Below are 23,514 nucleotides of genomic sequence, written 5' to 3'. Positions count from 1 at the left end.
TATCTCCAGAATTCGGCGGTTCGGCCACGCTGAACGCCGCGACGAGATGGCCTAGTACGAGGTCTCGCCGCGGCCGCTAAGAAGAAGAACCACACGCCGCATGTCGGTCAGTTTACACCGCGGCGACGACCGGATTGACCGCTCAGTGCGTGGGCGGGCTGGGGTGCAGCTGATCCGGTCCGCGACGACGGTCGCGCGAAGAGGCGATCAGGCTGGCCACGGTCGCGACGCCCATCGCCGCGACGATCACGGTGAGGGACAACCAGATCGGCACATCGGGAGCCCAGGCGATGGGCTGGCCGCCGTTGATGAACGGCAGCTCGTTGACGTGCATGGCGTGCAGCACGAGCTTGACGCCGATGAAGCCGAGGATGACCGCGATGCCGTAGTGGAGGTAGCGCAGGCGGTCGAGAAGGTCGCCGAGGAGGAAGTAGAGCTGACGCAACCCCATCAGGGCGAAGATGTTCGCGGTGAAGACGAGGAAGCTGTTCTGGGTGATGCTGAAGATGGCCGGGATCGAGTCGATCGCGAACATGAGGTCGGTGACGCCGATCACGACGAACACCATGATCATCGGGGTCCAGATCCTCTTGCCGTCGACGACCGTCCGCAGCTTCGAGCCGTCGAACTCATCGCTGATGTCGATCCGGCGCCGAAGCATCCGGACGACGAAGTTCTCCCGCTTGGGCTCCTCGTCATCGCCCTCCGGCATGGCCTGCTTGATCGCCGTCCAGATCAAGAAAGCGCCGAACAGGTAGAAGATGGGCGAGAAGTTCTCGATGATCGCGACGCCGGCGAGGATGAAGATGCCGCGCAGGACGATCGCGATGAGGATGCCGACCATCAGAACCTGCTGCTGCAGGCGCCGTGGCACGGAGAACTGAGCCATGATCAGCACGAAAACGAAGAGATTGTCGATCGAGAGGCTGTATTCGAGCGCCCAGCCGGTCAAGAACTCGGCCGCGAAGTGCGCATCGGCCACGAAGAACAGTACGCCGGCGAACACGAGCGCGAGCCCCACGTAGAAGACGACCCAGAGTGTCGACTCCTTGGTGGAGGGGATGTGCGGGCGGAGGCGGACCAGAAGAAGATCGCCGATGAGGACGAGGACGAGGACCACCATCGCGGTGATCTCGAACCACACAGGAATGTTCACGGGTGCGGGGCACCTTTCGAGAGGAGTCGGAAAACGGCCGAAAGTCTCTCCCCCGCGCTTCGCGCGGCCTGCGCCCGGAGCAACGATGTCGGTGCTCGTGATGACGGACGCAGAGATCTGGGATACTCCCTCTCGCGGGTTCGATGTTACCCGAGTCATGGCCCCGGGGACGAAATACGGATTAAGCAGGCGTGCCGGAACTTTGCCCCACTTATCGGGCCCGACATACAATTCTGTGATACCCGAATTAAACGTACGACGTCGTACCTCCCGATGACGATGTCGCACTCCCACACGCGGTGCAACCCGCCGTTCCTAGGAGACTCCTATGGGTCGTATTACCCCAACCATGATCGATGACGACGATGACGTGCTGGTAACGAGGCGCCGCAGGAACACTGTTCTCCTGGCCATCGTCAGCATCCTCCTCGCAGTCGCTCTTCTCGTCGTCGTCAGTGTTATCTTCACGAAGCGATCCGCTGTCGCGGACGGTGCTGATGATGCTCCGACCTCGGCATGCATCGCCGAGGGGATGCGCATCATCGCCGACCCGTCCGTCGCCGATGCGCTCCGCGCCGTCGTCGACGATGCGCAGACCGCAGATGGCTGCGCCGCTCTGTCGGTGACGGAGGTGGACAGCGTCGTCACCGCTGATTCCCTGGCCGAGGGCAACGCCCCCGAGTTCGACATCTGGGTTCCGGATTCCGATATGTGGCCCTCCTACGTCACCGCCCAGTCGAAGACGACCGGCGCAACCCCGGTCGAGCTCGCCGTCGGCGACATCGTCGCGAGCACACCGGTGGTCTTCGCCGCGAATGAGGACGTTGCCGAGGTCCTCGGGTCCCGGGATGTCGGCTTCTCCAGTCTGACCCGCCCGGACGCGCTCGACATCAAGGCCGCGCTGCCCGACCCGACCAGGATCTCCAGCAGCTCGGCCGCGCTGCTCTCGCTGCAGACCGCGGTCGCCGGCGACGCCCGTACGTTCACCGGCCTCATCCTCAGCCGCGCCCTGGGCGCGCCCACGACGGCGGATGCCCTCGAGATCGCGGCGACCACCGGAAACATCGCCGTCACGACGGAGCAGGCCCTGCGTCAGCACGTCGAGGCCGACGGCCTCGTCGCCATCTATCCCGCCGATGTCCAGCCCTCGCTCGGCATCCCACTGGTCACTGCGGCCGGCGCATCCGCGGGCCCCCTCGCCGCCGCCGACGCGATCTCCGCAGCGATGCAGACCGCCGGCGATCGCCTGGCGGACTACGACCTGCGCGACGCCGTCGGTGTCGACGCGTCCTCCGAGGACGCAGCCGCGATCACCCCGATGGACAGCGTGAACCAGGCCGAGGTGCTGCGCACATGGCGCGTCCTCACCGCTCCGTCGCGCATGCTCGCGCTCAGCGACGTGTCCGGTTCGATGAACCAGCTTGTCGACGGCAGCCAGACCCGCATCTCCCTGTTCGAGCAGGCAGCGGTACGCGCGATCCACTCCCTGTCTGACGATTCGTCCATGGCCGTCTGGGCGTTCTCCAGCCGCCGCATCGGCGCCCAGGACTGGCAGGAGGTCCTCCCCTTCGGCCCGCTCGGCGATCCCGAGCACAAGAAGCGCGCCATCGAGACGGCGAGCAGCCTCCACACCTACGTCGGCGGCGGCACGGGCCTCTACGACAGCGTGTACGCAGCGGTGAAGTACATGAAGGAGACCTACGTCCCCGGCGAGATCAACCTCGTGCTGCTGAACACCGACGGCTACAACGAGGATGATGACGGACTCGACCTGCGCGGCCTGCTCGAGGAACTCGAGAAGCTCTACGACCCGGCCACCCCGGTCCCCGTCATCGCGATCGGTTACGGCCCCGACACTGATCAGGACGCGCTCGAGCAGATCGCCGCGGCGACGGAGGGCGCCGCCTACCAGGCGCTCCAGCCGGCAGACATCACGACCGTGCTCGTCGACGCCGTCACGCAGCGAGGATGCCGCCCGTACTGCAGCTGACACATCCGGAGAATCCGTGCAGCGGAAAGGCCGACGAGGGAAAATCCCTCGTCGGCCTTTTGCTTCGCTCTCCCTATCGCCGCGCCTCCGCCGTAACGGATCGGGTGTTATCGAAAATGCGAAAACCCCCGGTGGAACCGGGGGCTTTCTGTTGCGTGACCCCAGCGGGATTCGAACCCGCGTTACCGCCGTGAGAGGGCGGCGTACTAGGCCGCTATACGATGGGGCCAGTCACGCTGCTCGGTGCGATCAGACCGCGACCGGAGCAGTATCTATTCTCGCACACTCGGCCAGGTGCTCGTGACCACCGGGACCTCGGCACCGCATCCACCCACGAACAACGAAAGCCCCACCCGAGGGTGAGGCTTTCGGATCTGGTGACCCCAGCGGGATTCGAACCCGCGTTACCGCCGTGAGAGGGCGGCGTACTAGGCCGCTATACGATGGGGCCAGATCAGTACTGTCTTCGGCGCTTTGTTTCCTCCGCGCTGGCGACTCATAAAGTATGACACGAGAATTTCGCTCCGGCCAAATCGAGGCCCTTGTTCCTGCTTCCCGGGCACGTCGCCACGTTCCCGTAGTTGCCGTAGAGGTCGGCACGCGCTTGACTCTGCATATGCGCGTTACGAAGCACGAACATGCCGCCCTCCGCATCGACCAGGCCGGAGAGAGCCTCCTCATCGATCCCGGCTCTTTCACGAGTCCCCTGGAAGACCTCAGCAATGTCGTCGGCCTGGTCATCACGCATGAGCACGCCGACCACTGGACCCCGGAGCACTTCGACCGGATCCTGCGCCAGGTGCCCGGGCTGCCCATCTACGCCCCCACTGGCGTCGCCGCCGCTGCCTCGGGATACGACATAACCGTGGTCCACCCTGGCGATACCGTGACGGTCGGCGCGTTCACACTGCGATTCTTCGGCGGCGATCACGCCGTCATCCACGAATCGCTCCCACTTGTTCAGAATGTCGGAGTTCTCGTGAACGAGCAGCTCTACTACCCGGGAGATTCCTATGCGGTCCCGGAGGGCGTCTCGGTCGACACGCTCGCAGCTCCCCTGGGCGCCCCGTGGCTGAAGATCGGCGACGCGATGGACTTCGTGCTCGCCGTGCAACCGAAGCGCGCCTTCGGAACGCACGACATGACCCTGTCGACGATCGGTCGCAATATGCACCGGCAACGCCTGCAGTGGGCCACCGAGCAGAACGGCGGCGAGTTCTTCGAGCTGGACCCGGGCGACACGCTCGATATCTGAGCGCGCCGCCCGGCGACGCGCCTACTGGGCCGCGCGCACCCGCAGATCGCGGGCGAGGTGGTCGCGCTGCTCGATCACGAGACGGCGCAGCGATCGTGGCGCATCGTCGTTCTCGGCCAGCCAGGTGTCGACGAGCGTCAGGTCGTCGGATGCCGGGAATAGCCCGACGACGAGGCGACGCGCGATCTCGATGCTCCGCTGCGCCCACGCGTCGCGGATGCGCTCGAAGTAGCCCGCGTCGAGGTCGGCGATGAGATCGCGGCGCCCTCCGGCGCGCACACCGCTCATCGTCGCGCTGAGGTGATCGTTCGTGAGGGTGAGGTCCTGCCACGCCGCGTGCCATCCGACGGTGCGGGACTCGACCGTCGGCTTCGCCCAGAGCGCCGCGAGCGAGGCAGTGCGGCCGCTGGCGGTGTCGTCGCGCTCGAGCTCGGCGCTGATGTCGTCACCGGTCGCGTGCCCGGTGGTGCGCAGCGCGGTCAGCAGCGCCCAGCGCAGGTCGGGATCCAGCGGGAGGCCCGCAGGCGCGTCGCCTGCAAGAAGACCGCGAACGTCGTCGACGCGGGAGTCATCGTGAGCGGATGCCGCGGCGAAGGCGCGTGCCCAGGCGATCTGCGTGTCGCCACCGGCAGCAGCGGCCTGCAGAGCCGCCCAGGTCGTCTCCACCCATCTCCGCCGCTGCGCCGACCGAGCTTCACTCGGGACGTAGTGGCCGATCGTATAGGCGGCATTGGCGATCACGCCGGTCAGCAGACCCACGTTGGCTTCGGCCGGCGCGTGAACCGCGACGATCGCGAGGTAGCGTTCGGACGGGAGCTCACCATCGCGGGTCGCATTCCACAGCGACGACCAGACGAGCGCACGCGGCAGCGGCTCCAATGTCGACAGCGCCTGCTCCGCGGCATCCACAGAACGGGCATCGAGGCGCGCCTTCGCGTACGTGAGGTCGTCGTCGTTGAGCAGCACGAGGTCCGCGTCGGCGAGGTCGACCGGAGTCTCGCCGTCGAGGATGTCGAGCTCGGCCTGATCCGTGCGCACCAGTCGTCCCTCGACGAGGCCGTAGAGTCCGACCCGCAACCGGTGCGGACGCGGATCGCTCTGCACCAGCATCCGCGCGCCGTCAGGCGCTGTCTCGAGAGACAGCGTCGACATGCCGCTCGTCTCGAGCCACGCGCGAGACCACGCGCGCAGGTCCCGCCCGGAGACCGCCTCGAGCTGCACGAGCAGGTCGTCGAGCGTCGTGTTGCCGTAGGCATGGGCTGCGAAGTAGCGGCGCGCACCCTCGAAGAAATGCTCCTCGCCGACGAACGCGACGAGCTGCTTGAGCACCGAGGCGCCCTTGGCATAGGTGATGCCGTCGAAGTTCAGCTTCGCCGCTTCGAGGTCGGCGATGTCGGCGACGATCGGATGCGTCGTCGGAAGCTGGTCCTGCTGATACGCCCAGGCTTTGCGATTCGCGGCGAAACGCTCCCACGCATCCGTGTACCGGGTCGCGGCGAACGACGCGTGCGAGCCCATGTAGTCGGCGAACGACTCCTTGAGCCACAGGTCGTCCCACCAGCGCATCGTCACGAGGTCGCCGAACCACATGTGGGCCATCTCATGCAGGATCGTGTTCGCCCTGCTCCCCCGCTGCGCATCGGTCGCGGTGCCGCGCACGAGGTACGACTCGGTGAAGGTAACCAGGCCCGGGTTCTCCATCGCGCCGAGGTTGTACTCGGGCACAAAGATCTGGTCGTACTTGCCCCACGGGTAGGGGAACGCGTACGCGTCGCTGAAGAAGTCCAGCCCCTGCTTCGTGACCTCGATCACGTCATCGGCCTCGAGGAACGCCGACAGCGATGGGCGGCAGAGCAAACCGAGCGCGATCGTCTGCTCCCCGCGCGTCCATTCCGCATCGACCCGGTGATAGGGACCGGCGGCCACGGAGGTGATGTAGCTCGACAGCGGGAGCGTGGGCGCGAACTCCACGGTCTGCGCCTCTCCGAGCAGGGCGACGTCGACAGGGCTCTGATTCGACAGGACGTGCCATCCGGCCGGCGCGTGCACGACGAATGTGTACGACGCCTTCATATCCGGCTGCTCGAAGCACGCCATGACGCGCCGCGAGTCGGCGGGCTCGTACTGCGTGTAGAGATAGGTCTCACCATCGACCGGGTCGACGAATCGGTGCAGGCCCTCGCCCGAGCGGCTGTATGCGCCCACCGCGTCGATCACGACGGTGTTCGACGCGGTGAGACCGGACACGCGCACGCGGGCTCCGTCCCAGTCGACGGGGCGCGCCGCGCCGTTGACCGTGACCGATTCCACGGCCTCACCGATGAAGTCGATCCACGTGGTATCCGTCGTCGCATCGAAGGCGAGCGTCGTCGTGCTGCGGAACCCGGTCCGCTCGGGGTCACGCGCCGAACGGAGGTCCAGTTCGACCCGGATGCTGTGAACGGTGACCGACGCGGATCGCGCGGCGGTCTCTTCGCGAGAGAGATTGGCAGAGCTCATGACCCCATCGTTTCATGAGCGGATGCCGTCTCCAGGGAACCATTCACCCTCGGATCGGTTAGGCTGAACCCGTTACACGATGACGGCCGGGCTCTCCGGACGTTCATCGGTCCGAATGCCATCGAGGCATGGTGGCCGCTTTCCATTCCTCCCTCATCTACCTCACCTTCTCCGGGCTCGATACGCCGCACATATTGCCGCTCCCCGAAGAACCCCCAAGCTGCCGTGGCGCGATGTCGTCACGGCGAACCGGATCGACGATCGATCCACGAACACCGAAGGAAACACAGCATGGCCACTGGCACTGTCAAATGGTTCAACTCCGACAAGGGCTACGGCTTCATCGCTCCCGATGACGGCTCCGCAGATGTCTTCGCGCACTTCAGCGCGATCCAGGGCAGCGGACACCGCAACCTCGAGGAAGCGCAGAAGGTCGAGTTCGACACGGAGCAGGGACCCAAGGGCCCCCAGGCGACGAACATCCGTTCGCTCTGATCTGAGCTTCGAGGCCCGGTTCCGCATCATGCGGAGCCGGGCCTTCGCTTTCCCCCTCAGCGCTGTCGAAGCAGCCGCAGCACGCACTGCTCCTCGACGCTGAGATAGGCCTTCGGCGTCATCCGGCTCATAGCGTGCCGCAGGCGCGCAATCGTGCTGCTGTCCTCGAAGGCGGCGAGAACGCGCGGATCGATATATGACTCCTGCGTGACCGCGGGAGTGTTCCCCAGTCGCTCCGCCACACCCGTCACGATATCGCGGAGATTCGTCTGGTCGTCGCCGCTTTCAGCCGCCAGCATCGCGGATGCCGTCAGCAGGGTCCCGCCCCACGTGCGGAAGTCCTTCGCCGAGAACTCTTCGCCCATGTGTCTCTTCACATATGCGTTGACGCGCCTGCTGTCGATGTCGTGGAGGTTCCCGTCGTCGTCGAAGAACCGGAAGAGCTCGTATCCCGGCATCTCCTGGAGCTGTTCGACGACGCGTACGATGCGCGGGTCCCGCACGCTCTTGATATGGCGCCTCCCGTTCTTACCGATGAAATCGAACGTCACCGTGCCCGCAGCGATCCGCATGTGCTTGCGACGGAGCGTGGTGACGCCGTAATGCCGGTGCTTCCGGGCGTATTCGGCGCCTCCGACGCGGAAGAACTCCTGATCGATCAGCGCGACGATGCAGGCGATGACCCTGTCCTCTCCCAGCCGGCGCCGTCGAAGATCGTGGTCGACCTGTTTGCGCAGCCGCGGCAGGCGTTGCGCGAACCGCAGCACCCGGGCGTACTTCGCCTTCTCCTGCTTCCGCCAATGCGCCGGGCTGTAGATCGCCTGGGTCCGTCCCGCTGCGTCCACACCGCGCGCCAACACCGCGGAGCGGGAAGTCCGCGCTATCTCGACGTCGGTCCACGCAGGAGGGATGGCGAGGGCGTTCAACCGCGCGATCTCGCGAGCCCGCGTGATCTTCCGCCGACCATCCCAGTAGACCGGCGAGCCGTCGACCATGTGCCGTGACAGAGGCAGCCGGCGCGGCGCGCTCATCGCGTCGCTTCCAGACGCTGAGACCCCCGCCCACCGGACGGGTTCCCGTCACGACAGATCACTGCCGCAGCGGCGACTTTCTCCCGCAGTTCGATTGCGTCGGCCACCACACTCATCTCCGACAGATCTGCTCCTCGCCGCTTGTCCTCTGAAAGCGTCGAGATCGCCGAGTTCCAGCGCATGTGCTCGAAGCGGGCCTCCATGGATGCCGCATCACTGACGTCCGTGATCGAGCCGGTGCTGGTCGCGGCCCGGGTGGTCTCTCCGCTCACCTCGGTTGGAGGGAGAGGAACGCCACGTCCGGATACGACAAAACCCCCGGATGAACCGGGGGTTTTCTCTGCTGGGGTACCTGGACTCGAACCAAGAATGGCGGTACCAGAAACCGCTGTGTTGCCAATTACACCATACCCCATGGGCGGGAACTGCGCCCCGCACCGAGATATAACTTTACCTGACATCCGCCATCCCTCCAAAACGTGGCGCACCTCCCGGGCGAGTCGAGGTCTCAGACCTCGACTCGACGCCCGGACTGCCCCGCTTCGATCCAGGAATCCAGGGCATATCCCTGCTCCTGGGCGGTCGCCAGATAATCCGTCTTCCGGGCGGCATCCATGTGAGGCTCACGGCTGAGCAGCCACAGATACTTGTGATCCGGCGTGCCCACGAGCGCGTGACGATACTCGGGATCGATGCGGAGCACCCAGTAGTCGGCCTTCGTGAAGGGGATCCACCGCAGACCCTCGGGGAGGAATGTCACCTGAAGGCGGCCCGGATGCTCCTCATCGGGAACCGCGTGACCCAGCGCCTGGGTCGGCTTGCCGTCTTCATCATGACAGCGGTTGTCGACGGTGACAGTGCCGTCGTCGTTCAACGAATATTCGGCTGTCACATTGGTGGCCGCGTCGTCCTCATAGCGCAACGGCAGACGGCCGATCTCGTACCAGAGACCGAGATAGCGCTCCAGATCGAGACTCTCTACCGATCGAACGTTGTTGTCCTCAGACATTGATCCTCCTCGCCTTGTCCGCCCCACGATAAACGGGACGGACAAGAACGCGAAGGGGGTTGCTTACGCGGCGAGATGCTGCGACAGCGCACGCAGGCGGCGCAACGACTCTTCCTTGCCGAGCAGCTCCATCGACTCGAACAGCGGGGGCGAAACGCGCCGACCGGTGATCGCAACCCGCGGCGGGCCGTAGGCCACACGCGGCTTCAGCTCGAGGTTCTCGATGAGAGCGGCAGAGAGCGCGTTCTGGATGTTCTCCGTCGTGAAGGCCTCAACCGGCTCGAGGGCCGCCACACAGGCATCCAGCACCTCGGCGCCGTTCGCGGGAACGCCCTTCAGAGCATCCGCGTCGTAGGAGACCTCATCGACGAACAGGAAACCGAGCATGCCGGGCACGTCACCGAGCAACTGAACGCGCTCCTGAACCAGCGGCGCAGCACGGAAGGCGAGCACGAGCTGCTCGTGCGTGGGCTCGTCGAACAGACCGGCTGCTGCGAGGTAGGGCAGGATCCGCTCCGCGAAGTCCTTCTCCCCCAGCATCCGGATGTGGTCGCCGTTGATCGACTCGGCCTTCTTCTGATCGAAGCGGGCCGGGTTCGGGTTGACGTTCTCGATGTCGAACGCCGCGATGAACTCGTCGAGGGAGAACACGTCCTGATCGGCCGAGAGCGACCACCCCAGGAGCGCGAGGTAGTTGAGCAGACCCTCGTGGATGAAACCGCGCTCGCGGTGCAGGAACAGGTCGGCCTGCGGATCGCGCTTCGACAGCTTCTTGTTGCCGGTCTCGCCCAGCACCAGCGGCATGTGCGCGAAGCGGGGCACGAACGTCGTGACGCCGGCCTCGATCAGTGCCGCGTACAGCGCGAGCTGGCGCGCCGTCGACGGCATGAGGTCCTCGCCGCGCAGCACGTGGGTGATGCCCATCAGTGCATCGTCGACGGGGTTCACGAACGTGTACAGCGGGATGCCGTTGGGGCGCACGACCACGAAGTCCGGGAAGGAGCCCGCGGGGAAGGTGACCTCGCCGCGGACCAGGTCGACGTAGGTGAGGTCCTCGTCGGGCACGCGCAGGCGCAGCGCCGGCTGACGCCCCTCGGCCCGGAACGCGGCCTTCTGCTCATCGGTCAGATCGCGGTCGTAGTTGTCGTAGCCGAGCTGCTTGGCGCGGCCGGCGGCCTCGTTGCGCGCGTCGATCTCCTCAGCGGTCGAGTAGCTCTCGTACAGAGCTCCCGTCGTCATGAGCTTGTCGATGACGCCGCGGTAGATGTCGTGACGCTCGGACTGGCGGTACGGCGCGTGCGGGCCGCCCACCTCAACGCCCTCGTCCCAGTCGATCTTCAGCCAGGTGAGCGCGTCGACGAGCTGCCGGAAGCTCTCCTCGCTGTCGCGTGCGGCATCGGTGTCCTCGATGCGGAACACGAGCTTGCCGCCGTTGTGCCGGGCGTAGGCCCAGTTGAACAGCGCCGTGCGGACCATGCCGACGTGCGGCAGACCGGTCGGAGACGGGCAGAAGCGGACGCGGACATCGGATCCCGACGCGGTCGTGGTGAGGGGGTGCGGAGTAGCCATATCCCCTCAATCCTACGCGGAGCTCCTCCGCTGCACAGCGATTGCCGCCACGTGCTCGAGTGCGATCGTCCCGGCGTCGTCGTAACGAGCGGAGACGGTGTCAAACGCAGCGCGGAAACGGAGACGCGCCGAGCCGTCGAGGAGCTGGTAGAACCCGCCCGCCGAAGCCACACCGCCCTCCACGGACGCCCATAGTATCTCGGGGGACGCGCGCCAAATCCGTTCCTCTTCCGTCACGGACACGGTGGCCCACCCGGCGGCCCGCAGCATCGATGCGAACCCCTCGGCTGTGCGTTCGAAATCCTTTTCCGGCGGCAGTCGTCCGCCCGTTGCACGAGGCAGCGCCGACTCCTCGACCACCTCGCCCCAGAACCAGGACGGGGAGCGGGTCCAAATACTCGCAGCAACGACGCCGGCGGGCGCCGCGACCCGCAGCAACTCCGCAGCGGAACGCCGCGGGTCATCGACATGGTTCAGCACGAAGTTCGCCGTCACCGCTGCGAACGACGCATCCGCGAACGGGAGGCCCGGCAGTGCTGCGTCGACGAGGGAGAGACGCGGATGCCGATGCCCCGCGACCACGCGCATCGACGACTCCGGCTCCGCGGCCGTCGCAGACCACCCGTGCGCGGACAGCCGTGCGGCGAGTTCCCCGATCCCCGCCCCGACATCCAGCGCCGGACGGCCACGACCCGCACCGAGCTCCTCGACGATGGACTCAATCGTGCCGGCGCAAAGCTCCGCATAGGACGCCGCATAGGCGCGACCCGTCCCCTCCCAGGCGGTCATGCCCGCGGCATCCGTCCGAGCGGGGCGAGAACGAGTGCCGCGACCACGACGACGGCGGCGATCGCCGCCAGCCCGCCGTACTCGAAGCGCGCCATGATGATGCCCGCGAGCACCGCACCGCCGGCACCGCAGAAGCTCATCAGCGAGTCGCTGCGACCCTGGCGGCGCGTGCGCAACGACGGAGCCGATGCCTCGGTGAGCAGGGCCGCACCGGCCACGGTCGACGCGCTCCAGCCCAGTCCGAGCAGGATCAGGGCGATAACGACGCCCCATTCGATCTCTCCGGCGAAGAACGCGAAGGCGAGGGATGCGGCGAGCACGATCTGGCCGAGGACGATGACCCGCGTGCGACCCCACCGGTCGGCGAGGATGCCGAAGACGGGAGAAAGCGCGTACATGCCGGCCACGTGGAAGGCGATCGTGAATCCGACGAGCACCGTGACATCCGCAGCATCCGCGTGCCCGCCATGAGCGGCGTGCGCCATGTGCGAAAGGTGGATCGGTGTCATCGCCATCACCGAGACCATCACGATGTGCGCGCCCGCGATCGAGAACATCGCGTAACGCGCGACTCGAGGACGGTCGACGCGTTCCACAACCCTCATCACCCCTGCGTTCTCGGCGACGAGGCGCTGAGCGACACGAAGCGGATCGGGCCGGAGCGCAATCAGATACAGAACCAGAGCCGCGAGCTGGGCGACCAGCGAGAAGAGGTACGAACCGGTCTGCGGCGGCATCCCCACCAGCTGACCGAGGCTCTCCCCCGGCCCGAGCAGCAACGGGCCGGAGACGGCACCGACCGTCGTCGCCCACACCACGATCGACAGGTCACGCCCGCGGTGCTGCGGCTGAGCAATATCGGTCGCCGCGAATCGGGACTGCAGGTTTCCTGCGTTACCGGCGCCGATCAGGATGATGCCGGCCAGCAGGAGGGGGAAGATCCGCAGCGCCGCGGCCAGGATCACGATGCCGATGCCGATGAGCGCGAACAGATTCCCGAGGGTCAGCGACGGCCGACGGCCGAAGCGTTGAGCGAAGCGCGCAAGCGGGATCGCGCAGATCGCGGCTCCGAGCGTCACGGATGCTGTGGCCAGACCGGAGAGTGCATCGTCACCCGAGATGTCAGCGGCCAGCAACGCACCGAGCGACACGGTCGCACCGAACGCGATGCCGCCGAGCACCTGGCCGATAGACAGCACGATGACCGTGCGGCGTTGAATCGTCCGCTGATCGGCGACAGTCGTCATTCGGCGACGATCAGCCGACAGGCAGCGCGTCGCGCACGCCGTTGCGCAGGATGCCGATTCCCGAGACTTCGACCTCGACGGTGTCGCCGGCTGCGAACGCGCCGACACCGGCCGGTGTTCCGGTGAGGATCACATCGCCCGGAAGCAGCGTGAAAACCGCCGAGGCGTATTCGATGATCGCCTCGACCGAGTGGATCATGTCGCTCAGCGGCGCGCTCTGGCGCACCTCGCCGTTCACCCGTGTCTGGATCGTGGCGTCCGCGCGATCGAACTCGGTCTCGATGACCGGTCCGAGCGGGCAGAAGGTGTCGAATCCCTTGCCGCGGGTCCACTGTCCGTCCTTCTTCTGAAGGTCGCGCGCCGTGACATCATTCGCGACGGTGAAGCCGAAGACGTAGTCCATCGCCTTGTCAGCAGAAACATTCTTCGCGATGCGACCGATCACAACGGCGAGCTCGCCCTCGTGCTCGGTGCGCTCCGAGATCGTCGGACGCACGATCGTGTCGCCGGGACCGATCACCGACGTGTTCGGCTTCAGGAAAAGTAGCGGCTCCTCCGGCGCGACGCCGCCCATCTCAGCCGCATGATCGTGGTAATTCTTGCCGACGCAGACGACCTTCGAACGCGGGATGACGGGCGCGAGGATCGCCGCATCCGCCAGGGGAACACGCTCACCCGTCGTCTCATAACCCGCGAACATCGGGTCGCCGGCGAGGACGACGAGCTCCTGCTCATCGACGATGCCGTAGCGGATGGCGTCATTGTGGCTGAAACGAGCGATCTTCACGCTCTCAGCCTAGTCGCGGCATCCCGTCTTTCACCCGCCGAGCCCCCGCCCTGCAGCAGGACGGGGGCTCGGCGAAGTGAGAAAGAATCAGATCAGGCGTCGAGCCGGACCAACCAGCCGTGCTTGTCGTCACGGCGACCGTACTGGATGTCGGTGAGTTCCTCACGCAGCGACAGCGCCAGCCCGCCCGCGGGCTGCGGCTCGTCACCGTCGCGGGTCACGAGCGCACCGATCGGCGTCACCACGGCGGCGGTGCCGCACGCGAAGACCTCGACGATCTCACCCGAGGCGACGCCATCGCGCCACTCCTGCAGCGAGACCGCACGGCGCTCGATCGTGTGGCCACGGTCCTCGGCGAGCTGCAGCAGCGAATCGCGCGTGATGCCCTCGAGGATGCTGTCGGACTGCGGGGTGACAACGCGGCCATCCTTGAAGACGAAGACGACGTTCATGCCGCCAAGCTCTTCGACGTTGCCGTCCTGGTCGAGGAAGACGACCTGGTCGCAACCCTGCTCATAGGCCTCCGCCTGCGGCAGAAGGCTGGAGGCATAGTTGCCGCCGGTCTTGGCCTGCCCGGTTCCGCCTCGTCCGGCGCGGGCATAGGTCTCGCTCAACCAGATCCGCACGGGCTTGACGCCGCCCGTGAAGTACGAGCCCGCTGGGCTCGCGATCAGGTAGTAGGCGACCTTCGCGGCGGGGCGCACACCGAGGAACGCCTCCTTCGCGAACTCGAACGGTCGCAGGTACAGGCTCTGGTCCTCCCCCGACGGCACCCAGGCCCCGTCGACGGCGATCAGCTCGCGCAGCGACTGCATGAAGTACTCGACGGGCAGCTCGGGCAGAGCCATGCGCTGCGCACTGCGCTGCAGGCGCCGGGCGTTGTCCTCTGCCCGGAAGGTGTGGATCGAGCCGTCGGCGTGACGGTACGCCTTGATGCCCTCGAAGATCTCCTGGCCGTAGTGCAGTACTGCGGCGGCCGGGTCGAGAGGGATCGGGCCGTAGGGCTGCACACGCGGGCGGTGCCAGCCGCCGCGCTCCGACCAGCACACATCGACCATGTGGTCGGTGAACACCGAGCCGAAGCCGGGGTCCCGAAGGATCTGCTCGCGCTCTGCCGCGGACTTCGCGGCGAGATTGCGGGTCACGGAGAACTCGAGCGGTGCGAGTTCGGAGGGGGTGGTAGTCATGTCACATCCTGCGTTCGATGCGGGCGGCGCTCGCGTGGATTCCAGGTTACGCCTGGAGTCGCGCGATGATCGCGTCGCCCGTCTGGCTGGTGGTTCGCGAACCGTTCCGCTCGGCGATGTCGGCCTCGACCGCGCGGGTGACGCGGCCGGCCTCGTCCCGGAGGCCGAGGTGATCGAGCAGCAGGGCGATCGAGAGGATCGCCGCCGTCGGATCGGCCTTCTGCTGGCCGGCAATATCGGGCGCCGAGCCGTGGACGGGCTCGAACATCGAGGGGAACGTGCCGTCGGGGTTGATGTTGCCCGAAGCGGCGAGGCCGATGCCACCGGTGACGGCGCCTGCCAGATCCGTGAGGATGTCGCCGAAGAGGTTGTCGGTGACGATCACGTCGAAGCGGGAGGGGTTCGTGACCAGGAAGATGGTTGCCGCGTCGACGTGCAGATAGTCTACGGCCACATCGGGGTGCTCCGTTGCGACCTCGTCGACGATGCGCTTCCAGATGCCGCCGGCGTGCACGAGGACGTTGGTCTTGTGAACGAGCGTGACCCTCTTGTCGCGGCGCTCGGCGAGGTCGAATGCATAGCGGACGACGCGCTCCACACCGAAGGCGGTGTTCACGCTCGTCTCATTCGCAATCTCGTGCGGAGTGCCGATGCGGATCGCACCGCCGTTTCCGACATACGGCCCCTCGGTGCCCTCACGCACGACGACGAAGTCGATCTCGCCCGGGTCGGCGAGCGGGCCGGATGCTCCGGGATACAGCTTCGACGGACGCAGATTCACGTAGTGATCGAGGGTGAAGCGCAGCTTCAGCAGCAGCCCGCGCTCGATGTTGGCGTCCTTGAGCCGGGGGTCGCCCGGGACTCCGCCGACGGCACCGAGGATGATCGCATCGTTCGTCTTGATCGCGGCGAGGTCGTCATCGGTGAGCGTATCGCCGGTCTCGAGGTACCGTGCGGCGCCGAGCGAGAAATGCGTCTTGTCGAACGTGACGTCGCTGGAGTCGGTCACCGCGTCGAGGACCCTCTCGGCTTCGGCGACGACCTCGGGGCCGATTCCGTCTCCGGGGATGACGGCCAGCTTCACGACACGCGACATGGACTCTCCTTGCATCGGGATATCCGCGACGCCACTGCGAGGCGGGTATCCCCAGCGTACCGCTCAGCGTGTGCGCGGATTGCGCAGTGTGACGGCGCCGATGACCGCTGCCAGGACGACGAGCCCGGCACCGATGAGAGAGGTCACGGCGACTCCGGATTCGAAGGCGTCGGTCGCCGCCGCCCACAGGGCGGAGGCCCCGGGCTCGGTGAGATCCTGCACCGCCGAGTACGCTCCGGCGAGGGTCTCGCGCGCTGCATCCGCCGTCTGCGATGCGATGCTGTCCGGGACGACGAGAACGGCACGGTAGATCGCCGTTATGACGCCGCCGAGCACTGCTGTGCCCAGCACTGCGCCCAGCTCGTACGCCGTCTCGGAGACCGCACTTGCGGCGCCCGCCTTCGCGGACGGGGCGCTGGAGAGGATGAGCTCGTTCGAGATCGTCTCCGCCGCGCCGATGCCGAGCCCGACGAGCACGGAGGCCGCGATGAGCGGCGCGAGGTGCTGTTCTGGAGCGGCGACCGACATGAGTAGGTAGCCCGCGACGGTGAAGACGAGAGCAGCGGGGATGATCACATGCGGCGGCACGCGACGCGCGATCGGCACCACAACGAGGCCGGAGATGATGATCGCCACCATCGCCGGCAGCAGCGCGAAGCCGGCGGCCATCGGCGCCATCCCCAGTACGAGCTGCAGGTGCTGCGGCACGAAGTACATGAATCCGACGAGGGCGACGACGCTGAACAGGTTCACCAGGATAGCCCCGGAGAACGACCCGCGACGGAACAGCGCCATGTCGAGCATGGGCGATGCCGAGCGCGTCTGGCGCCTGACGAAGAGCCATCCCATCAGGACGCCGACGACGATGAGCACCACCGATACGGCCCCGATTCCCTCGGTGGCGACCTCCTTGATCGCGTAGACGACGGGCACCATGGTCGCCATCGAGAGCACAATGCTCAGCGGGTCGATGCGGCCCGGATTCGGGTCGCGGCTCTCAGTGACGAGGAACGGCGCGCACACGAGCAGCGGAACAAGCACGGGCACGGCGAGCAGGAACACCGATCCCCACGCGAAGTGCTCGAGCAGGAAACCGCCGACGATCGGGCCCAGGGCGGATCCGGCGGAGAACGCCGTCGCCCAGATCGCGATCGCCAGACGGCGCTGGTCGCGGTTGAGGAAGGTCGAGCGCAGCAGCGCCAGCGTCGAGGGCATCAGCATCGCCCCGAAGAAGCCCAGCAGGGCGCGCGCCGCGATGAGCAGCGCCGCCGTCGGCGCGAATGCGGCGAGGGCGGAGACCGCCGCGAATCCGATGGAGCCGATCAGCAGCATCTTCTTGCGACCGAAGCGGTCCCCCATGGTCCCCATGGAGACGAGGAGCCCGGCGAGCACGAGCGGATAGACATCGATCATCCACAGCTGCTGCGCGCCGGTCGGCACGAGCGCCACCGCGATCTCGGGCAACGCGAAGCTCAGCACGGTGTTGTCGACCGAGACGAGGAGCACCGGCAGCATCAGCACGACCAGCGCGAGCCAACCCCGCACTCCCGCACGCGGCGCGTGCACTCCCCCGGTGTCGGTGCGCACCTGATCCGTCACGATGCATGTCCTTTCACAGGACGATTACTTAACCGTCCAGCCGGTATAGTAACAGACATGCCCAGACCTCCTCTCGCCCGCGAGAAAGTCCTCGACGCCTTCCAGACGATCCTCATCGAGGAGGGCGAGCGCGCCGCGACCCTGGATGCCACAGCGAAGGCCGCGGGTGTGTCGAAGGGCGGCCTGCTGTACCACTTCGCCTCGAAGGACGAGCTCGTGACCGGTCTTCTCGAGCGGCTCGACGCTCTCGCCGCTGACGACCTCGATCTCATGACCGCCGCGCAGAACGGTCCGGTGGACTATTACATCCGCAACTCGCTGCTCGAGGACTCGGCGTTCGACCGCGCGCTCATCGCCGCGGCACGGATCGCGCAGGGCGGTGATCTCGACGCATCTGCCGCGCTCCGGAGCATCCGCGAGTCGTGGGCGGGCTGCCTGCGCCCCCACGTGCACGACGACGCCGCACTCGACCTCGTGATGCTCATCGGCGACGGCCTCTATTACAACAACGTGCTCGACGCCGTCCAGGGCGGACTGGCCGGGCCCACGCCGAGAGGCGCGCAGCTCGAGCAGCTCATCGCCCTCGCGCTGCGCGCCTCCCGGTGAATCGGATCGATCAGACCTCTGCGACGTCGATCGCGCGGACCACGGTCGCCTCGATCGCCTCGCCGACCTCGGCGAGCAGCTCATCGGGAACACGCGAGTCGACCGTGAGAACCGTGAGCGCCTGGCCGCCTGCCTCGCGGCGCGCGACCTGCATACCGGCGATGTTGATGCCGGCCTCGCCGAACTTCTGTCCGAACACCGCGACGATGCCGGGACGGTCGGTGTAGAGCAGCACGATGTGGTGCTGCTCGATCGGCACCTCGATGTCGTGGCCGTTGATGCCGACGATCTTCTGCACCATGCGGGTGCCCGCCAGCGTTCCGGCGACCGTGAGGACGGTGCCGTCGGCCAACGCACCGCGCAGCGTGGTGAGGTTGCGGTATTCGGGGCTCTCCTTCTCGACGATCAGACGCGCCTCGATGCCGCGCTGCTCGGCGAACAGCGGTGCGTTGACGTAGGAGACGTTCTCGCTGACGACGTTCGACAGGATGCCCTTGAGCGCTGCCAGACGGTAGACGCTGACGTCGTAGTCGGCGAGCTCGCCGCGCACCTCGATGTCGAGGCTGGTGAGTGCCGAGGAGCTCAGGCCGCTGAAGATCTGACCGAGCTTCTCGACCAGGGCGATGCCCGGGCGGACGAACGGATCGATGATGCCGCCGGCGACGTTGACGGCATCCGGGACCAGGTCGCCCTCGAGTGCGAGCTTGACGGACTTCGCGACCGAGATGCCCGCCTTCTCCTGCGCCTCATCGGTGGAGGCGCCCAGGTGCGGGGTGACGACGACGTTGGGGAGGTCGAGGAGCGCGTGCGCGGAGCCGCCTTCGACCGGGGGCTCGGAGGTGAAGACGTCAAGGCCGGCACCGGCGATCTCACCGGCGACGAGCGCCTCACGGAGCGCGACCTCGTCGATCAGGCCGCCGCGGGCGACGTTGATGACGTAGGCGCTCTTCTTCATCGCGGCGAACTGCGCCGTGCTGATCATGCCCGTCGTCTCGGGCGTCTTGGGCATGTGGATCGTGAGGAAGTCGGCCTCGGCGACGAGCTCGTCGAGCGTGCGCAACTCGACGCCCAGCTGCTGTGCGCGGGCGCTCGTCACGTAGGGATCGTAGGCGACGACCTTCATGCCGAAGCCCTGCATGCGGGCAGCGACGAGAGCGCCGATGCGACCCAGGCCCACGATGCCGAGCGTCTTCTCGAACAGTTCGGTGCCCGTGTAGGAGCTGCGCTTCCACGCACCACCGGCGAGCGAGGCGTTCGCGGCGGGCACGTGGCGGGCAAGGCTCAGGATGTGCGTGCAGGTGAGCTCCGCCGCCGAGATGATGTTCGAGGTGGGAGCGTTGACGACCATGACGCCGGCCTTGGTCGCCGCAGGGATCTCGACGTTGTCGAGACCGACGCCCGCACGGGCGATGACCTTGAGGTTCGGCGCGTGCGAGAGCGCCTCGGCGTCGATCTTCGTCGCCGAGCGGATCAGCACGGCAGAGGCGTCGGCCAGGGCTGAGAACAGCGCAGGTCGGTCGGTGCCGTCGACCTGACGGACATCGAAGTCGGGGCCGAGGGCCTCGATCGTGGCGGGCGAGAGAACTTCGGCGATGAGCACGACGGGCTTCGACACAGCGGATCCTTCGAGGTTAGCGACTTGCGCGGGTGGGATCGATGCGCCGCACACCGTCGGGGGCGCGATCGAGAACCACCTTACCGGAGGGCGAACCGTGCTCCGCGCCGTATGACGCGCAGTGACGGGATCACTGCGTCGAGAAGATGGGCACGAGCGCGTACAGCAGCACGTTCATCCAGAACACCATGGCCAGCCCCACGCCGGCCAGCAGGACGAGCGCGAGCTCGAGGAGCGGACGCCGTAGACCGATGATGAGTGCCACGAGGAAGGCGATGAGCGGGAACACGACCGAGACGATGAGCATGATCCATACCGGCGCCCCGGGGTCCCAGGAGACGAGCGCGATGAGGTAGACGATCGCATTCGCCATCGCGGCGACGGTGAGGATCCCCGCCACGGCAATGATGAGGGCGCGCGCCCAGCGCGCCGGGCGCTTCTCGAGCGCAAGACTGTCGGTCACGATGCCACTCCCGTCATGACGAAGGGCCACGGCACGAGGAGCAGGACTCCTGCGAGCAGGGCGCTCACGCGCACCCAGGTGCGCGAGGAGCGGGTGAGGGCCCAGGACGCCGCGAACCACAGCGCCGGCGCCGCGGCGGCGGCCCACAGCGCGATACCGAATTCACCGGCCACACCCGCGAGGAAGACATTGGGGCCGAGCTTCGCGGCCGAGCTGATCCAGCCGATCGTGTACAGCAGGTACACGCCGCCGATCACGCCGAGGAAGACGAGCAGCGGCGTGCTGATACTCGCGGGCTCCTGCACGTCGACTTCCGCCCGAACGCGGTCGTCATCCTCGTCGAGACGACCGACCGTCTCGCTGTCCTTGCCCACGGCGGCCCAACCATCCGGCAGCACGGGCTTCTCGCGCCTCGCGGACGGGCGCGCGGGCTGATCCTCGTCGCCCTCCCAGGAGAGCGCGTCGTCGGCATCCGTAGTCATATCCCCAGCGTAGCGATTCTGCAAGGGACCCCGATATGCTCAGGGAGTTCACAGACTGAGGGGGAATTCTCCGTGACCGAAAGCAAGAACCCGGACGCCCGGACGTCGACCGAACGCGAGTGGACGCCGTCCGCCGAGGGCAAGAAGAAGGCGACCACGTTCCGGATCATCGCAGCGGCGCTGTGGGCGGTCGCGATCGCGCTCGAGGCCGTGTCGATCTTCTGGCTGCTGCGGCAGCGCGAGTGGGTCGGCGAGGACGGCACGCTCAAGCGCGATCCCGAGACCGGCCTGCTGGTGACCGAGAACGCGACGGCGATATTCCCCCAGTGGGCGTTCATCACGCTGCTCGTGGCACTCGTGATCATCGCGGCTCTGGCGATCACCGGGTCCGTCCTATGGAAGAAGGCCAATCGCCTCGACCCGGCGAAGAAGTCCGAGACCGTGAGGTTCTTCGTGCAGAACCAGCTCGGCGCCATCATCTCGATCGTCGCGTTCCTGCCGCTGATCATCCTCATCTTCCTCAACAAGGACATGGACAAGGGCCAGAAGACCACAGCCGGCATCGTCGGCATCGTGCTCGCCGCCCTCGCTGCTTACATCGGCATCGACTTCGCACCGGCCTCCGTCGAGCAGTACACCGCCGATCAGTCCGCGGTCATCCAGCTGCTCGGACAGGACGAGGTCGTCTGGGTCGCCGGCGGCTCGGTCTACCACGTGTGCGAAGACGTCTCCGATATCCAGACCGGCAGCGAGAAGGTCACCGGTACGACGGCCGAGGCCGTCGCCGCGGAGAAGGAGCGCCTGACGCTCAAGTTCGCCTCCGAGCTGAAGGCCTGCGGCCTGCCCGTGCCGGAGAACGCGTCCGAGATCGCCGGCGCGTTGCGCCTCATCCAGAACGGCGAGACCGACACCCTGCTCCCCGAGCCGGTCTGGGGCGAGGGCGTCACACCGCCGATCGAGATCGCCGAGGCCGCTCCGGTGGAGTGAGCGGAACGAGAGCATGAAGAAGGCGGGTGCCCCGAGGGGGCACCCGCCTTCTTCGTATCGAACGCCGGCTCAGCGAGCGGCGGAGCCGTCGACGTAGTCCTCGTCCTGCTGCTTCCATGCGAAGAGCGAACGCAGCTCCTTGCCGGTGACCTCGATCGGGTGCTGCTCCTCCTTGGCGCGCAGCGCCTGGAACTCAGCGGCACCGTTGTCCTGGTCGTCGATGAAGCGCTTCGCGAAGGCACCCGACTGGATGTCTGCGAGAACGCCCTTCATGTTCTCCTTGACCGCTGCGTCGACGACGCGCGGGCCCGAGACGTAGTCGCCGTACTCGGCGGTGTCGGAGATCGACCAGCGCTGCTTGGCGATGCCGCCCTCCCACATGAGGTCGACGATGAGCTTCAGCTCGTGCAGAACCTCGAAGTAGGCGATCTGCGGCTGGTAGCCCGCCTCGACGAGGGTTTCGAAGCCGGCCTGCACGAGGTGGCTCATGCCACCGCAGAGGACGGCCTGCTCGCCGAACAGGTCGGTCTCGGTCTCTTCCGTGAAGGTCGTCTTGATGACGCCGGCACGCGTGCCGCCGATGGCCTTCGCGTAGGAGAGTGCGAGCGCCCAGGCCTGGCCCGAAGCATCCTTCTCGACGGCGATGATGTCCGGGATGCCGCGACCGGCGACGTACTCGCGGCGAACCGTGTGGCCCGGCGCCTTCGGCGCGACGAGGATCACGTCGACGCCCTCAGGAGCGTCAATGTAGCCGAAGCGGATGTTGAAGCCGTGCGCGAAGGCGAGCGTCTTGCCCTCGGTGAGGTTCGGAGCGATCGACTCGGAGTAGATCGTGCGCTGGTGCTGGTCCGGCGCGAGGATCATGATGACGTCGGCCCATGCCGTGGCATCCGCCACGTTCTTGACCGGGAAACCGGCCTCCTCCGCCTTGGCGATCGACTTCGAGCCGTCCTTCAGCGCGATGGCGACCTCGACGCCCGAGTCACGCAGGTTCATGGCGTGGGCGTGGCCCTGCGAGCCGTAGCCCACGATGGCGACCTTCTTGCCCTGGATCAGGGACAGGTCGGCGTCGTCGTCGTAGAAGATCTCAGTACTCACTTGTATTGCTCCTTGGTTGTGGTTCAGAAGAAGGGTGTGGGGGTCAGCCGCGCAGAACGCGCTCGGTGATGCTCTTGCCGCCCCGGCCGATCGCGAGCAGCCCCGACTGGGACAGCTCCTTGATCCCGAACGGCTCGAGCGCCCGAAGCAGCGCATCGACCTTGCCCTTGTCACCGGTGGACTCGATGACCAGAGCATCCGACGCATAGTCGACGACCGATGCGCGGAACAGGTTGACGACCTCGATCACATTCGACCGCGTCGCGTTGTCCGTGCGGACCTTCACCAGCACGTGGTGCCGCTGCACGGATGCCGCCGGGTCGAGCTCGACGATCTTGATGACGTTCACCAGTTTGTTCAGCTGCTTGGTGACCTGCTCGAGCGGCAGCTCGTCGACATCGACGACGACCGTGATCCGGGAGATCCCGGGGACCTCGGTCACGCCGACGGCGAGTGACTCGATGTTGAAGCCGCGGCGGGCGAACAGCCCGGCGACGCGGGTCAGCAGACCCGGGGTGTCCTCGACCAGAAGACTCAGCACGTGAGACGACATG

The 23,514-nt window shown here is 66.8% G+C and carries 22 protein-coding genes and 3 tRNA genes; 5 read left to right on the top strand and 20 right to left on the bottom strand.

The annotated features are described in order from the left end of the window. Positions 1 to 142: 142 nt before the first annotated feature. Positions 143 to 1,156 (bottom strand): TerC family protein, encoded by a 1,014-nt coding sequence (locus tag ACWAUG_RS08985; RefSeq protein WP_298038990.1) that lies wholly within the window; start codon positions 1,154 to 1,156, stop codon positions 143 to 145. A gap of 328 nt (positions 1,157 to 1,484) precedes the next feature. On the opposite strand from ACWAUG_RS08985, the gene ACWAUG_RS08980 reads away from it, so the two are divergent. Continuing rightward, positions 1,485 to 3,146 (top strand): substrate-binding domain-containing protein, encoded by a 1,662-nt coding sequence (locus ACWAUG_RS08980; protein WP_460802198.1) that lies wholly within the window; start codon positions 1,485 to 1,487, stop codon positions 3,144 to 3,146. Between the two features lie 156 nt (positions 3,147 to 3,302). Here the strand turns inward: ACWAUG_RS08980 and ACWAUG_RS08975 are convergent. After that, positions 3,303 to 3,375, bottom strand: a tRNA-Glu gene (locus ACWAUG_RS08975). Positions 3,376 to 3,521: 146 nt separating this feature from the next. Beyond that, a tRNA-Glu gene (locus tag ACWAUG_RS08970) sits at positions 3,522 to 3,597 on the bottom strand. A gap of 165 nt (positions 3,598 to 3,762) precedes the next feature. On the opposite strand from ACWAUG_RS08970, the gene ACWAUG_RS08965 reads away from it, so the two are divergent. Next, positions 3,763 to 4,401: an MBL fold metallo-hydrolase gene (locus ACWAUG_RS08965; RefSeq protein ID WP_460802197.1), complete on the top strand. Its 639-nt coding sequence runs from the start codon at positions 3,763 to 3,765 to the stop codon at positions 4,399 to 4,401. Between the two features lie 21 nt (positions 4,402 to 4,422). Here ACWAUG_RS08965 and pepN read toward each other — a convergent pair whose 3' ends face one another. Next, a complete protein-coding gene (pepN, locus tag ACWAUG_RS08960) occupies positions 4,423 to 6,900 on the bottom strand; it encodes an aminopeptidase N (protein ID WP_298038007.1) in 2,478 nt (825 codons plus the stop codon). A gap of 291 nt (positions 6,901 to 7,191) precedes the next feature. On the opposite strand from pepN, the gene ACWAUG_RS08955 reads away from it, so the two are divergent. Beyond that, a complete protein-coding gene (locus ACWAUG_RS08955; protein ID WP_298038010.1) occupies positions 7,192 to 7,395 on the top strand; it encodes a cold-shock protein in 204 nt (67 codons plus the stop codon). A 56-nt stretch (positions 7,396 to 7,451) separates the two neighbouring features. On the opposite strand, the gene ACWAUG_RS08950 is transcribed toward ACWAUG_RS08955, so the two are convergent. The 11 genes from ACWAUG_RS08950 to ACWAUG_RS08900 form a co-directional block, all read right to left on the bottom strand. Next, positions 7,452 to 8,426 (bottom strand): DNA topoisomerase IB, encoded by a 975-nt coding sequence (locus ACWAUG_RS08950; RefSeq protein WP_460802196.1) that lies wholly within the window; start codon positions 8,424 to 8,426, stop codon positions 7,452 to 7,454. Then, positions 8,423 to 8,698: a hypothetical protein gene (locus tag ACWAUG_RS08945; RefSeq protein WP_298038016.1), complete on the bottom strand. Its 276-nt coding sequence runs from the start codon at positions 8,696 to 8,698 to the stop codon at positions 8,423 to 8,425. The genes ACWAUG_RS08950 and ACWAUG_RS08945 overlap by 4 nt, the downstream gene beginning before the upstream one ends. A gap of 71 nt (positions 8,699 to 8,769) precedes the next feature. After that, a tRNA-Gln gene (locus ACWAUG_RS08940) sits at positions 8,770 to 8,841 on the bottom strand. 93 nt (positions 8,842 to 8,934) lie between these two features. Further along, on the bottom strand, positions 8,935 to 9,435 hold the full coding sequence (locus tag ACWAUG_RS08935; RefSeq protein WP_298038017.1) for a lipocalin family protein: 501 nt from the start codon (positions 9,433 to 9,435) through the stop codon (positions 8,935 to 8,937). A gap of 63 nt (positions 9,436 to 9,498) precedes the next feature. After that, positions 9,499 to 11,004 carry a glutamate--tRNA ligase gene (gltX, locus tag ACWAUG_RS08930; protein WP_460802195.1) on the bottom strand — a complete coding sequence of 502 codons (1,506 nt, stop codon included), beginning with the start codon at positions 11,002 to 11,004 and terminating at the stop codon, positions 9,499 to 9,501. A gap of 12 nt (positions 11,005 to 11,016) precedes the next feature. Further along, positions 11,017 to 11,793 carry a class I SAM-dependent methyltransferase gene (locus tag ACWAUG_RS08925; protein WP_460802194.1) on the bottom strand — a complete coding sequence of 259 codons (777 nt, stop codon included), beginning with the start codon at positions 11,791 to 11,793 and terminating at the stop codon, positions 11,017 to 11,019. Beyond that, entirely contained in the window at positions 11,790 to 13,040 is a 1,251-nt protein-coding gene (locus ACWAUG_RS08920) for an MFS transporter (protein WP_460802193.1), read from the bottom strand. The genes ACWAUG_RS08925 and ACWAUG_RS08920 overlap by 4 nt, the downstream gene beginning before the upstream one ends. A 10-nt stretch (positions 13,041 to 13,050) precedes the next feature. Continuing rightward, a complete protein-coding gene (locus tag ACWAUG_RS08915; RefSeq protein ID WP_298038025.1) occupies positions 13,051 to 13,827 on the bottom strand; it encodes a fumarylacetoacetate hydrolase family protein in 777 nt (258 codons plus the stop codon). 92 nt (positions 13,828 to 13,919) lie between these two features. Next, complete coding sequence (locus tag ACWAUG_RS08910) at positions 13,920 to 15,014, bottom strand: branched-chain amino acid aminotransferase (protein WP_460802192.1); 1,095 nt, start codon at positions 15,012 to 15,014, stop codon at positions 13,920 to 13,922. Positions 15,015 to 15,060: 46 nt separating this feature from the next. After that, complete coding sequence (locus ACWAUG_RS08905; protein ID WP_460802191.1) at positions 15,061 to 16,110, bottom strand: 3-isopropylmalate dehydrogenase; 1,050 nt, start codon at positions 16,108 to 16,110, stop codon at positions 15,061 to 15,063. A 63-nt stretch (positions 16,111 to 16,173) separates the two neighbouring features. Next, entirely contained in the window at positions 16,174 to 17,709 is a 1,536-nt protein-coding gene (locus ACWAUG_RS08900; RefSeq protein WP_460802190.1) for an MFS transporter, read from the bottom strand. A gap of 57 nt (positions 17,710 to 17,766) precedes the next feature. Between ACWAUG_RS08900 and ACWAUG_RS08895 the strand changes: the two genes are divergently transcribed. Further along, positions 17,767 to 18,315, top strand: a complete 549-nt coding sequence (locus ACWAUG_RS08895) for a TetR/AcrR family transcriptional regulator (RefSeq protein WP_460802189.1) — start codon at positions 17,767 to 17,769, stop codon at positions 18,313 to 18,315. 10 nt (positions 18,316 to 18,325) lie between these two features. On the opposite strand, the gene serA is transcribed toward ACWAUG_RS08895, so the two are convergent. The 3 genes from serA to ACWAUG_RS08880 all read right to left on the bottom strand — a co-directional run bounded on the left by serA (position 18,326) and on the right by ACWAUG_RS08880 (position 20,875). Beyond that, positions 18,326 to 19,930 carry a phosphoglycerate dehydrogenase gene (gene serA / locus ACWAUG_RS08890; RefSeq protein WP_298038034.1) on the bottom strand — a complete coding sequence of 535 codons (1,605 nt, stop codon included), beginning with the start codon at positions 19,928 to 19,930 and terminating at the stop codon, positions 18,326 to 18,328. Positions 19,931 to 20,060: 130 nt separating this feature from the next. Further along, positions 20,061 to 20,393 (bottom strand): hypothetical protein, encoded by a 333-nt coding sequence (locus ACWAUG_RS08885; protein WP_298038036.1) that lies wholly within the window; start codon positions 20,391 to 20,393, stop codon positions 20,061 to 20,063. Continuing rightward, the gene (locus ACWAUG_RS08880) at positions 20,390 to 20,875 is read right to left on the bottom strand and encodes a hypothetical protein (RefSeq protein WP_460802188.1); all 486 of its coding nucleotides are present in this window, start codon (positions 20,873 to 20,875) and stop codon (positions 20,390 to 20,392) included. The genes ACWAUG_RS08885 and ACWAUG_RS08880 overlap by 4 nt, the downstream gene beginning before the upstream one ends. 72 nt (positions 20,876 to 20,947) lie before the next feature. Here ACWAUG_RS08880 and ACWAUG_RS08875 point away from each other — a divergent pair, with 72 nt between their 5' ends. Then, the gene (locus tag ACWAUG_RS08875; protein ID WP_460802187.1) at positions 20,948 to 21,862 is read left to right on the top strand and encodes a hypothetical protein; all 915 of its coding nucleotides are present in this window, start codon (positions 20,948 to 20,950) and stop codon (positions 21,860 to 21,862) included. A 69-nt stretch (positions 21,863 to 21,931) separates the two neighbouring features. Here the strand turns inward: ACWAUG_RS08875 and ilvC are convergent, their stop codons facing one another. Both ilvC and ilvN read right to left on the bottom strand, forming a co-directional pair. Next, a complete protein-coding gene (gene ilvC, locus ACWAUG_RS08870; protein ID WP_298038044.1) occupies positions 21,932 to 22,960 on the bottom strand; it encodes a ketol-acid reductoisomerase in 1,029 nt (342 codons plus the stop codon). A gap of 43 nt (positions 22,961 to 23,003) precedes the next feature. After that, positions 23,004 to 23,513: an acetolactate synthase small subunit gene (gene ilvN / locus ACWAUG_RS08865; protein ID WP_298038046.1), complete on the bottom strand. Its 510-nt coding sequence runs from the start codon at positions 23,511 to 23,513 to the stop codon at positions 23,004 to 23,006. Position 23,514: the final 1 nt, after the last annotated feature.

This window comes from Microbacterium sp. GXF6406, from assembly GCF_054798215.1.
The sequence above is the reverse complement of the archived record's forward strand: the minus strand, read 5'-3'. Positions and strand labels throughout refer to the sequence as shown.